Origin of the sequence: Pseudomonas sp. WS 5078 (assembly GCF_012985745.1) — a bacterium.
Classification (GTDB): Bacteria; Pseudomonadota; Gammaproteobacteria; order Pseudomonadales; family Pseudomonadaceae; genus Aquipseudomonas; species Aquipseudomonas lundensis_A.
Window position 1 is genome coordinate 168,005 of the sequence record NZ_JAAQWX010000007.1, and the last position, 11,001, is coordinate 179,005.

Annotated in this window: 11 protein-coding genes; 4 read left to right on the top strand and 7 right to left on the bottom strand. The window is 58.7% G+C overall.

Going from position 1 to position 11,001, the window contains the following annotated elements:
• Positions 1-119 precede the first annotated feature (119 nt).
• From HBN68_RS11940 to HBN68_RS11955, 4 genes are read right to left on the bottom strand one after another with little or no spacing between them, the layout of a single operon-like run.
• Complete coding sequence (locus HBN68_RS11940) at positions 120-1,151, bottom strand: AbrB family transcriptional regulator (RefSeq protein ID WP_169964212.1); 1,032 nt, start codon at positions 1,149-1,151, stop codon at positions 120-122.
• Complete coding sequence (locus tag HBN68_RS11945; RefSeq protein ID WP_169964214.1) at positions 1,144-2,658, bottom strand: tripartite tricarboxylate transporter permease; 1,515 nt, start codon at positions 2,656-2,658, stop codon at positions 1,144-1,146. The genes HBN68_RS11940 and HBN68_RS11945 overlap by 8 nt, the downstream gene beginning before the upstream one ends.
• A gap of 1 nt (position 2,659) precedes the next feature.
• Positions 2,660-3,118 (bottom strand): tripartite tricarboxylate transporter TctB family protein, encoded by a 459-nt coding sequence (locus HBN68_RS11950; protein ID WP_094995193.1) that lies wholly within the window; start codon positions 3,116-3,118, stop codon positions 2,660-2,662.
• Between the two features lie 57 nt (positions 3,119-3,175).
• Positions 3,176-4,153 carry a tripartite tricarboxylate transporter substrate binding protein gene (locus tag HBN68_RS11955; RefSeq protein WP_094995194.1) on the bottom strand — a complete coding sequence of 326 codons (978 nt, stop codon included), beginning with the start codon at positions 4,151-4,153 and terminating at the stop codon, positions 3,176-3,178.
• A 455-nt stretch (positions 4,154-4,608) separates the two neighbouring features.
• On the opposite strand from HBN68_RS11955, the gene HBN68_RS11960 reads away from it, so the two are divergent.
• Both HBN68_RS11960 and HBN68_RS11965 read left to right on the top strand, forming a co-directional pair.
• Complete coding sequence (locus HBN68_RS11960) at positions 4,609-5,280, top strand: response regulator (RefSeq protein ID WP_094995195.1); 672 nt, start codon at positions 4,609-4,611, stop codon at positions 5,278-5,280.
• Positions 5,273-6,664 (top strand): sensor histidine kinase, encoded by a 1,392-nt coding sequence (locus HBN68_RS11965; protein WP_094995196.1) that lies wholly within the window; start codon positions 5,273-5,275, stop codon positions 6,662-6,664. The genes HBN68_RS11960 and HBN68_RS11965 overlap by 8 nt, the downstream gene beginning before the upstream one ends.
• A gap of 12 nt (positions 6,665-6,676) precedes the next feature.
• Here HBN68_RS11965 and HBN68_RS11970 read toward each other — a convergent pair whose 3' ends face one another.
• Together HBN68_RS11970 and HBN68_RS11975 are read right to left on the bottom strand one after the other, a co-directional pair.
• Complete coding sequence (locus tag HBN68_RS11970) at positions 6,677-7,498, bottom strand: HDOD domain-containing protein (RefSeq protein ID WP_094995197.1); 822 nt, start codon at positions 7,496-7,498, stop codon at positions 6,677-6,679.
• A gap of 39 nt (positions 7,499-7,537) precedes the next feature.
• Positions 7,538-8,479 carry a folate-binding protein YgfZ gene (locus HBN68_RS11975; RefSeq protein WP_169964276.1) on the bottom strand — a complete coding sequence of 314 codons (942 nt, stop codon included), beginning with the start codon at positions 8,477-8,479 and terminating at the stop codon, positions 7,538-7,540.
• Between the two features lie 149 nt (positions 8,480-8,628).
• On the opposite strand from HBN68_RS11975, the gene HBN68_RS11980 reads away from it, so the two are divergent.
• Together HBN68_RS11980 and HBN68_RS11985 are read left to right on the top strand one after the other, a co-directional pair.
• Positions 8,629-8,883, top strand: a complete 255-nt coding sequence (locus HBN68_RS11980) for a succinate dehydrogenase assembly factor 2 (protein ID WP_094995198.1) — start codon at positions 8,629-8,631, stop codon at positions 8,881-8,883.
• Complete coding sequence (locus tag HBN68_RS11985) at positions 8,867-9,319, top strand: protein YgfX (RefSeq protein WP_169964216.1); 453 nt, start codon at positions 8,867-8,869, stop codon at positions 9,317-9,319. Before HBN68_RS11980 ends, HBN68_RS11985 begins: the two co-directional genes overlap by 17 nt.
• Here HBN68_RS11985 and nadB read toward each other — a convergent pair.
• Positions 9,288-10,904, bottom strand: coding sequence for an L-aspartate oxidase (gene nadB / locus HBN68_RS11990; RefSeq protein WP_169964218.1), 1,617 nt, complete (start codon positions 10,902-10,904; stop codon positions 9,288-9,290). The two genes, HBN68_RS11985 and nadB, sit on opposite strands and share 32 nt — an antisense overlap.
• Positions 10,905-11,001: the final 97 nt, after the last annotated feature.

An 11,001-nucleotide genomic window follows, 5' to 3' on the forward strand; every position in this document is an offset into this window, starting at 1 on the left:
GCTGAAGGAATTGAACTTCACAATAAATGTTGAGTGCCTGGTGCTCAATGTAATAAAGCTGTAAGACTCATTCTTACATTGAGTATATTTTCCTACATGAAGCGTGCGTTTCTAGAAGCTCAGGCCTTATTGCTTGCCCAGTATCGGTACAAGGGTTCGGCCAGAAACAACACAAACAGCAGGCGCATCACTTGCAATGCGGTAACCAGAGGTACAGAGAGCTGTAATACCTCGGCAGTAAGGCTCATTTCCGCGATGCCACCCGGCATCATGCCCAATGTCATGGAGCGCAGGTCTAATTGAGTGAGGGTGCTTAACCCTGCAGCGCATGCACTGGCGATCAACATTGTTAACGCGGTGCCCAAGAGGGTGCGGCCGATAAAAGAAGGGGCTCGGCGAAAGAACTCGCGGTTAAAGTGACAGCCCAGGCCGCTGCCGATCAGCCATTGGGCAGCCTGGCTGCTGCCTTGAGGAAGGCCGATGTGCAAGTTCCACAGGATACTGACGCCAGCGCTGATAAGCAGCGGGCCGAACAACCAAGGGTTCGGCTGGCGCAATCGTTGCCAGATCCAGGCCAGCAATGCGCCTGCCGGAAGCAACAGGGCAAGCCAAAAATAATCAACCGGGGCCGCCAGCAAGGTGGGTGGGCCGTCTTCCAGCACATAGGTGAAGGCGGCGGGTACGCAGAGCACGACGCTCAGCACGCGCAGACTTTGGCCTGCGGCCACGCTGCTCAGGACGGCGCCATTGCGTGCGCCCAGGTTAACCATTTCGCCAGAGCCCCCCGGCATACTGGAGAAAAACGCTGTGGCGCGATCTTCACCGCTGCGGCGCATGATCCACACATTAATGATGCTCGACACGCTGGTGAGCAGTGCGCCAAAAAAAATCAGCCAGAAATGCGCGAGCACCTGTTCCATGACCTGCGCAGTGAAGTGCAGGCCGATGCCGATGCCGATCAGCCATTGCCCGCATTTTCTGCCGCCGGGAATTTCGGCCAATTGCCAGGGTGTCAGGCAACGTACCAGGATGATTGCCAGCAATGAGCCGACCATCCAGGGCAACGGCCAGCCGATCAGGCTGGCCAGGTAACCGCCGGTAAACCCGACCAGCGGCGTCCCCCACCATTGTTTGAAACGGCTGTCAGGCATTGGCCAGCGCGCGCCGTTGAGCGTTGCGCTTGCGCCAGATTCGCACGATGGGCAGTAGTAACATCACGACCGTCAGTACCCAAACACCCAGCGTGATCGGGCTGGACCACAAGATTTCCAGCGCACCATTGGAAATTGACAGTGCCCGGCGCAAATTCTGTTCCATCAGGCCGCCCAGAATGAAGCCGAGCAACACGGGTGACAGCGGGAAGTCGAGCTTGCGCAGGATGTAACCGAAGATGCCAATGCCGATCATCAGGAAGAGGTCAAAGGTGGTCGCATGCACCGCGTACACGCCAATCGCGGTAATGATGGCAATCACAGGCACCAGCGCCCAGTTCGGCACCGACAAAATGCGCGTGAAGATACGGATCATCGGGATGTTGAGGATCACCAGCATGATGTTGGCGATAAACAGCGAGGCGATCAGGCCCCACACGATATCCGGCTGCTGCTGGAACAGCAGTGGGCCGGGCGTGATGTTGTAGAGCGACAAGGCGCCGATCATCACCGCCGTGGTGCCAGAACCCGGCACGCCGAGGGTCAGCATGGGGACCAGTGCGCCACACGCCGAGGCGCCGATGGCCGTTTCAGGTGCCGCCAGGCCGCGCATGTCACCCTGACCAAATGTGCCGGTAGCGCCAGCCATGCGCTTCTCGGTCATATAGGCCACAGCACTGGCCAACGTCGCGCCTGCACCCGGTAGCACGCCCATGATGAAGCCCAAGAGCCCGCAGCGGATATTCACGACAAACACCGCAGACGCTTCTTTGAGGTTAAACATCATGCGTCCTGTGGCTTTTACCGCCTCCTGGCCTCGGTGGGTCTTTTCCAGCAGCAACAGAATTTCGCTGATGGAGAACAAGCCCAACACCAGGACCACGAACTGAATGCCGTCAGTCAGGTGGATACTGTCGCCGGTGAAACGGTACACCCCGCTGTTGGCATCGATCCCTACACAAGAAAGAAACAAGCCGATCAACGCTGCGATAAAGGTTTTCAGGGGGCGGTCACCCGCCATCCCGCCCAGGCAGACAATCGCAAAGACCATCAGCACGAAATACTCGGCAGGCCCGAATGCAATCGCCCACTTGGCGAGCAGTGGCGCGAACAGCACCATGCCGCAGGTCGCGATAAAGGCGCCGATGAACGAACTCCACGCGGACAGCGACAGGGCCACCCCCGCCAAGCCTTTGCGGGCCATTGGGTAGCCGTCGAGGGTGGTCATGACGGTTGACGCTTCGCCGGGGATATTCAGCAGGATCGAGCTGATCCGCCCGCCGTATTCACACCCCAGGTACACCGCAGCCAGCAGGATGAGTGCGGACTCTGGCGGCAGGCCCAGTGCAAATGCAATCGGGATTAACAGCGCGACCCCGTTGATGGGGCCAAGGCCAGGCAACAAACCAACGACCGTACCGATCAACGTCCCGCACAGCGCAGTGACCAGGTTATAGGGGCTGAGCGCGACCCCGAAACCCTGGCCCAGATAGCCAAAAGTGTCCATATCAGTTCTCCAGTACGTCGAGCAGGCCGAGGGGCAGTGGAACGTCCATGGCTTTATCAAACAACAGATAAAGGCCGACGCTCATCACGCTGATGATTACGACACTGGGCAGCCAGCGTCCGCCATACAGGCGTGCCATCGGAATGCCGATCAGCAGGCTGCTGAGGATAAAACCCAGGGATTCGAAGGTGCCTGCAAAGATCAGCAGCAGTACGACACACACGGCGATCTTGGTCAGGGTGTCGCGATCCAGTTGCGGGTCTTCTTCGCTGTGAACCACCGGCGTCGGGCGAAAAATCATGTAGATCAGGCCCAGCCCCATCAGGCCCAGCATCAATAGCGGGAAGGCGCGTGGGCCAACGGGTTCGTAGGAAAAAGCTGCCTGATAGGGCCAGGCCATCAGCGCCAGACCGACGCAGGCCAGTAGCAACACCGAGGCAAAAATACGTTGTAAGAGCATGGTTCACTCCTGCGTTGCGCTCCGATTGCACGGAACGCAATCAACTGACAGCGGCGGTTACTGGATCAGACCGAACTCTTTGGCCAGTACTTTGTAATCGCTGACTTGTTTCTTCACGTAGGTGTCCAGCTCGGGGCCGGTCATGGCGAAGGGGAAGAGCTCGCGCTGATCGCGCAACGTGGCGAACTCGTCAGAAGCCAGCAACGTGTCGAAAGCACTTTTCCACCAGGCGTAGTCCTCATCGCTGACTTTTGGCCCGAGGTAAAAGCCGCGCACCACTGGCCAGACGATGTCGTACCCTTGCTCTTTTGCGGTAGGAATGTTCTTCATCTCGGGTTCATCCAGTCGGGTGTCGGAGAACACCGCAAGGATGCGCATGTCGCCACTCTGAATGTGCGGCATGGAGTCGGAAATGTCCGTGCTGCCGACCTGAATGTGGCCTCCGAGTAATGCGGTAGCAATTTCTCCGCCGCCTTCCAGTGCCACATAACGTAGATCGCGCGGGTTGATACCGGCGGCCTTGGCAATCAGCGCGGTCTGCATCCAGTCCTGACTCCCGACGGTGCCACCGGAGCCGATCACCACTTTGCTCGGATCTTTCTTCAGCGCTTGAACCAGATCGTCGAGATTCTTGTAAGGCGAATCGCTTTTTACCGCAATCGCGCCATAGCTGGTGCCCACAGCTGCGAGCCAGCGCACGGCGCCTTCGTCGAAGCGTCCGAATTTGCCCTGTGCCAGGTTGAGCAATGAGCCACTCGACCACGCTACCAGCGTGCCCGCGTCGGCGGGGCGCTGGGCGACCACTGCGTTATACGCCACAGCGCCTACACCGCCTGGCATGTACGTGACGCGCATCGGTTTGCTGAGTAGCTTTTCGTTCACCAGCGCGCTTTGCGCCAGTTTACACGTCAAGTCAAAACCGCCACCGGGCGAGGCAGGGGCGATGCATTCCGGGCGTTTGGGTTCAGCGATGGCGTTGCTTGCCAGCACGAAGCAGCTGGCAGCTAGGGCAAGGGCGCGCAGTGATGGTTTCATGGTGTCTCCTGGGGGAGTTTTTGTTGTTAGGGAAGGTGCGAGGCCGTGTCACGACACGGGGATGCCGCAACCTGTGAGCAACCGGATGTCAGCAGGGCTGAGTGTCAATGGGGGGCGAGGGCATAGGTGACGCAGACGCAACGTTGCGCAGATCGAAGGCATTGGGCAAAAAAGGAGTAAACGGGCAGGCCAGAAGGGCCAAGGCTTGAACGCCGGCATGCAGTGGTGCTCCGTTATTGTTCTTATTGGCGAAAACGCTTCGAGGCGTTTTTCGGGTCGTTACGTCAGCCATCGTGCAGACAGTAGAAACGGTCTGTTTTGAGATCCTAGTCGGCCAACCTTTCACCAACCTTTCAGCTCGGATTCATGTTGTATCGGGCTTCACAGGCGGGCTGGCGTCTGTACACTCCCGGCAAAGAAAGGCGTATGCCTATAAAAATAATGAGGACGATCCGATGCGTGTGCTCTTGGTCGAGGACCAGCCGCAACTGGCCGAAAGTGTTGCTCAAGCGTTGAAAAGTACCGGTCTGACCGTCGATGTGTTGCACGATGGCGTGGCTGCCGACCTGGCGTTGGCCAGTGAAGAATATGCCGTGGTAATTCTGGATGTGGGGTTGCCGCGCATGGATGGTTTTGAAGTGCTGGAGCGATTGCGTGCCCGGGGTAAAACCCTGCCGGTGTTGATGTTGACGGCCCGCAGTGACGTGAAGGACCGGGTTCATGGGCTTAACCTGGGCGCGGATGATTATCTGGCCAAGCCGTTTGAGCTGAGCGAGATGGAAGCCCGGGTCAAAGCCCTGTTACGGCGCAGTGTGTTAGGTGGCGAACGTCAGCAGCAGTGCGGGGACTTGGTATACGACTTGGAAACCCGGCGCTTCACCCTGGGCGATGAACTGCTGACCCTGACGTCCCGCGAGCAAGCGGTGCTGGAGGCTTTGATTGCCCGGCCGGGCCGGGTCATGAGCAAGGAACAACTGGCGGCGCATGTGTTTGGTCTCGACGAAGAAACCAGCCCCGATGCCATCGAAATTTACGTTCATCGATTGCGCAAAAAACTGGATGGGCAACGCGTGGCCATCGTGACGTTCCGGGGGTTGGGTTATTTGTTGGAAAGCCGTGATGCATAAGCTCGGCAGCTTGCGCTGGCGACTGCTTTGGCACCTGACCCTGATGCTGGTGGTGTTGATGCTGGCGAGCAGCTTGAGTGCCTACTTCAATGGCCGCGAGGCGGCTGATACGGCGTATGACCGAACATTGCTGGCGTCTGCGCGCACCATCGCGGCGGGCTTGTCGCAGCGCGATGGCAGCTTGAGCGCCGATGTGCCCTACGTCGCGCTGGACACCTTTGCCTATGACAGCGCGGGGCGAATCTATTACCAGGTTAATGACATTCATCAGCGCCTGATTTCAGGGTATGAAAACTTGCCAGCGCCTCCGCCCGGTACGTTGCGTACGGATGATTACCCCGCGTTGGCGCGTTTTTATGATGGCCAGTATCAGGGGCAAAACGTGCGCGTGGTGAGTTTGCTCAAGGCGGTCAGCGAACCCGACATGAATGGCATGGCTGAAATTCGGGTGGCCGAAACCGATGAGGCTCGGGTTTCAATGGCGCGCAGCCTGATGGCAGACACTGTGCTGCGTCTGGGGATGCTCGGGCTGGGTGCGATGTTGGTGGTGTGGTTTGCCGTCAGCGCTGCATTGCGTCCGCTGGAGCGGTTGCGCACGGCAGTGGAGGAGCGTGAAGCGGATGACTTGCGGCCTTTGCCGCTGGTGCCGGTGCAGCGTGAGCTGTGGCCGCTGGTGCAGGCGCTCAATCACTTCACAGAGCGTTTGCGCGGGCAGTTTGAGCGTCAGGCGCAGTTTATTGCCGATGCCTCCCATGAACTACGGACTCCGCTGGCGGTGCTCAAGGCTCAGTTGGAACTGGGCCTGCGGGCCCGTGATCCGAATGTGTGGCGCACGACCCTGACACAGGCGGTACAGGGCACCGACAGGGTTACGCATCTGGCCAATCAATTATTGTCGCTGGCGCGGATCGAGAATGGGGCGCGGGCGATTGCCGAAGGGGGCGCGCAGTTACTGGACTTGAGCCAGTTGGCACGTGAACTGGGCATGGCGATGGCGCCCTTGGCGCATGCCCGTGGCGTAGCGCTGGCGCTTGAGGCGGATCAGCCTGTGTGGCTGCACGGCGAGCCTACGTTACTCAATGAGTTGCTCAGTAACCTGATAGACAATGCGCTGGCCCACACCCCCTCCGGGGGCAACGTGATCTTGCGCGTCATTGCACCTGCCGTGCTGGAAGTTGAGGACGATGGTCCGGGGATTCCCCATGAAGACCGTGAGCGGGTATTCGAGCGGTTTTACCGGCGAAATCCTTCTGTGGCGGGTTCCGGGCTTGGATTGGCAATTGTCGGGGAAATCTGCCGCGCTCACCTGGCACACATTTCCTTGCATGATGGCGCGCAAGGTGGGTTGAAGGTGCGGGTCAGTTTTGTGCACGTCCAGCACTGAAGGGGGCGTCGCTCAAATAAACATGCCGCGTGCGGCGTTAAGCTCTTCCTGCAGTGTGCTGCTCAGGCCATCAAGGCCTAGCCTTTTAAAGGCGGGAAGGGTGCTCAGCTCAATGTTCAAGAGGGCGCAATCGCTGTGCTTAAGGCAGAAAACTGTGGCGATCTGCACCAGGTCGATGTAATCCACTTCAGCTGTTTCGCGAGAAAAGTCCAGATACTGACCCGGAAGTTTGACCAACATTTCAGGGAATTCCCACACGCTCAGCAGTTTGTCGCCAATGAGCGGGTGGATATTTTCGATGACATGGTTAAGGGAGACCGGATCCGAGAGCAGTTCGTTGTGTTCTTCGGCGTAGGTCAGGATCGGCAGCACACCGATTTGATGCACCAGTCCGCCCAGGGCCGCCTGATCCGGTTTGAGCGATGTGCAATGCCGGGACAAGGCGTAACAAATGCCGGCTATTTCCAGGCTTTGGCGCCACACGTCACGCATTTTGTTTTCAACCACCTCGGAGCGGGCATGGAAGATTTGCTCCATGACCAGCCCGATCGCGAGGTTGCTGCTGTAGTTGACACCCAGCCGGGTGATGGCCGTGTGCAGGTTGGTGACTTCCTGAGTGGCGCGCAGCAGCGGGCTGTTGACCACTTTGATCAGGCGCGCTGACAGTGCGGTGTCACGGCCAATGACTTTGCTCAGGTTGCTGACGCTGATATCGGGATTTTCGGCGGCCTTGCGAATGTTCAACGCTACTTCGGGTAGCGTGGGCAGAACCAGGTCATCTTTGGTAATGGCCTGAATCAAATCCTTTTGGACCTTATGCGCCAGGTTGCTCATTTCTGTTCTCTAGGATGCTGCGTTTCAAGGTGTTGCAATTCAGCGCTGGATTTCGCGATCACGGTCCAATTGATAAGGCAGATCCAGAAGGGTTAATTCAGGGCCTTGCGCATCACCCAGATGCACATTGCCGGCTTGCGCTGCTTCAGATTGCAGGACAGCCAGCACTTCAACGCCGTGCTCACTGCGGGCGCCGATTACGACTTCGCCAATGGCGCTGCTATGAGTCGGGGCGTAGAGAGGAGTTCCCGGTAATGGCACGTCATTGATCGCGAGCGACAAGCGGTAGAGGTGGCGCTTGAGTTTGCCCAGGTATTGCATGCGCGCCACGATTTCCTGACCTGTGTAACACCCTTTCTTGAAGCTCACGCCACCGACGGCCTGCAAGTTGATCATTTGCGGGATGAACAGCTCGCGTGTCTGTTCCATCACTTGACCGATACCGGCACGTACTTGCCCGAGCAACCAGTCGTTGAGGGTTGCTTGAGGCAGGTGGGCTTGCAATTCGCGGGTCAGGTTTTCGGCTTGATCGACCGGCGCCCAGAGTTCGGCACGATCCTGGCTGGCGCGAATTGCGATCAGACCGTTGGCACGCGCGACGCTGTCGGTTTCGGCTGGCAGCTCGAGACCGAGCCGGGTCAGCACGGCGTCTGCCCCGGCGAGGCCGAAGCGTACCCAGTTAGCGCTGTCATCAGTGAGTATGGACTTTGAGAAGACGGCGTATTTTTTCAGGTCGGCCAGTTGCGGCTCAATCAGTTCGCGGGCCATGGCCAGCAAGCAGCCGTCGGGTTGAAGCAGGATGCGAAAGCTCGATTGCATGCGGCCTTTTTGCGTGCAGCGTGCGCCCAGGCTGGAGCGGGTGTCGCTCAGGTAGTTGAGGTTGCAGGTCAGTTGCCCTTGCAAAAACTTGCTGGCGTCGCTGCCGATCACAGCAAGAACGCCTTCGTGGGTCAGGGTGCAGAAAAAAGCAGAGTCGGCCATGGTTGTTCGCAGGTCAAAAAGTCTGACTGACATCATAGAGGGGCGATCCTTAAATGGATAGTTCGCGCAGGACCTGCGGGGCCCGACCAAAGCCGACTGGCCTATGTTGGATCGGCCTGTATACTTGCGCTCTATTTGAGGAGCGCTCCATGGTCGAAGATGTTGAACTCAATCGTCTTTACTGGCACAGCCGTCGCGGCATGCTTGAACTTGACGTGTTGCTGGTGCCTTTCGTAAAAGAGGTGTACGCCACCCTCAATGATGTTGACCGCGAGTGCTATCGCAGGCTGCTGGAATGTGAGGATCAGGACATGTTCGGCTGGTTCATGGAGCGCAGCGAGTCGTCTGACCCTGAGCTGCAGCGCATGGTTCGCATGATTCTGGACCGTGTCCAGCCCAAATAATTATTTCGAATGCCGCTGGCGTGCTTCCGGGCACCTGCTGGCGGCGTATCTCGCAGCCCAGGCGCTGGCGCTGATCTCAATTGGCCTTCTGTCGATTCCCCTCTGGGCCCGTATGCTCGGTGTTTTAGCGTGCCTGTCGCATGGGGTTTGGGTGTTGCCGCGGCATATTCGCTTGACGCATCCGACGGCTATCACGGGGTTGCGCCGTACTGCCGAGGGCTGGCAGCTATGGAGTCGGACCTCGGGTTGGCAAGCGGTGCAGTTGCGCCGTGACAGCATGGCGTTGCCGATGCTGGTGATTGTGCGCTTCAGCCTGCGCGGTGAGCGCCGCGTGCGGGCTGTGTGCATTCCCCGCGACGCGTTGGCGCCCGATCAGCATCGGCGCCTGCGCGTTCGGCTCAAGTTCAGTCGGCGTAGGTGGTTGGCACCAGAATAGTGTCCAGTGCTTCTGGCAGCATGTGCGGGTAGTCGAGCGTGTAATGCAAGCCTCGGGACTCTTTTCGGGCCATGGCGCTGCGGATCATCAGCTCGGCCACTTGCGCCAGATTACGTAACTCGATCAGGTCGCGGCTGACTTTGTAATTGCTGTAAAACTCGTCGATTTCATCGAGCAACAAACGCACGCGATGCTGGGCGCGTTGCAGGCGCTTGTTGGTGCGCACGATGCCCACGTAGTCCCACATGAAGCGCCGCAACTCATCCCAGTTGTGGGCGATGATCACGTCTTCATCCGAGTCGGTAACCTGGCTGGCGTCCCAACTTGGCAAGGCCACTGGAATGGCCACTTGTTGCAACTGCGAGAGGATGTCGTCAGCGGCTGCACGGCCATACACAAAGCATTCCAGCAGCGAGTTGCTGGCCATGCGGTTGGCGCCATGCAGGCCGGTGAAGCTGGTTTCGCCAATGGCATACAGGCCCGGGACGTCGGTTCGGCCATGGGCGTCCACCATCACCCCGCCACAGGTGTAATGCGCAGCCGGTACTACCGGGATAGCCTGGCGGGTGATGTCGATGGAAAAGCCGAGGCAGCGTTCATAAACAGTCGGGAAGTGGGTTTTGATGAATGTTTCGGACTGATGGCTGATGTCCAGATAAACGCAATCAATGCCCAGGCGCTTCATCTCGTGGTCAATGGCACGGGCGACGATATCGCGAGGCGCCAATTCACCTCGAGGGTCGAAGCGGTGCATGAATCGCTCGCCATTCGGCAGTTTCAAATGAGCGCCTTCGCCCCGCAGGGCTTCGGTGATCAAAAAGCTTTTGGCTTGCGGGTGGTACAGGCAGGTGGGGTGAAACTGATTGAACTCCAGGTTCGCCACCCGGCAACCGGAGCGCCATGCCATGGCAATGCCATCGCCACAGGCGCCATCGGGGTTGCTGGTATAAAGGTAGACTTTGGCAGCTCCGCCGGTCGCCAGAATAGTGAAGCGCGCCCCGAACGTGTCAACTTCCCCGGTACTGCGATTGAGAACATAGGCGCCCAGGCAGCGATCGCCTTCCAGCCCCAGTCTGCGCTCGGTAATCAGATCCACAGCGACCCGTTGCTCGAGCAGCTCAATGTTGGGCCGCTGCTGTGCTTGTTCGAGCAAGGTTTTGAAAATGGCGGCGCCTGTGGCATCGGCTGCGTGGATGATGCGCCGGTGGCTGTGACCGCCTTCGCGGGTCAGGTGGAACTCAAACCCGGCATGTTGCGGGTTGGCAGGTTCATCGCGGGTAAAGGGCACGCCTTGATCGATCAGCCACTGGATGGCTTCGCGACTGTGCTCGACGGTGAAGCGCACGGCGTCTTCATGGCACAGGCCGCCACCGGCGTTAAGGGTGTCTTCGACATGGGATTGAACGGTGTCGGTGTCATCCAGCACGGCGGCCACGCCACCTTGTGCCCAGAACGTCGAGCCATTGGCCAGATCGCCCTTGCTGAGGACTGCAATGCGCAAGTGGCTGGGCAAGGTAAGCGCGAGGCTCAAACCGGCAGCGCCGCTGCCAATCACCAGCACATCATGTTGAAAATGTTGGCTCATTCTTCTGACGTCCGCAAAAAAAGCGCCCACTAGTATATAGAGGGGGGGATCGGCACAATAGCCGGGCCTTTATGGCATTGTGAAACTACAGCGGGCA

Coding starts and splice junctions, on each gene's coding strand:
- HBN68_RS11940 (WP_169964212.1), bottom strand. CDS start 1,151: ATGCCTGACAGCCGTTTCAAACAATGGTGGGGGACGCCGCTGGTCGGG.
- HBN68_RS11955 (WP_094995194.1), bottom strand. CDS start 4,153: ATGAAACCATCACTGCGCGCCCTTGCCCTAGCTGCCAGCTGCTTCGTG.
- HBN68_RS11945 (WP_169964214.1), bottom strand. CDS start 2,658: ATGGACACTTTTGGCTATCTGGGCCAGGGTTTCGGGGTCGCGCTCAGC.
- HBN68_RS11950 (WP_094995193.1), bottom strand. CDS start 3,118: ATGCTCTTACAACGTATTTTTGCCTCGGTGTTGCTACTGGCCTGCGTC.
- HBN68_RS11960 (WP_094995195.1), top strand. CDS start 4,609: ATGCGTGTGCTCTTGGTCGAGGACCAGCCGCAACTGGCCGAAAGTGTT.
- nadB (WP_169964218.1), bottom strand. CDS start 10,904: ATGAGCCAACATTTTCAACATGATGTGCTGGTGATTGGCAGCGGCGCT.
- HBN68_RS11970 (WP_094995197.1), bottom strand. CDS start 7,498: ATGAGCAACCTGGCGCATAAGGTCCAAAAGGATTTGATTCAGGCCATT.
- HBN68_RS11980 (WP_094995198.1), top strand. CDS start 8,629: ATGGTCGAAGATGTTGAACTCAATCGTCTTTACTGGCACAGCCGTCGC.
- HBN68_RS11975 (WP_169964276.1), bottom strand. CDS start 8,479: ATGGCCGACTCTGCTTTTTTCTGCACCCTGACCCACGAAGGCGTTCTT.
- HBN68_RS11965 (WP_094995196.1), top strand. CDS start 5,273: ATGCATAAGCTCGGCAGCTTGCGCTGGCGACTGCTTTGGCACCTGACC.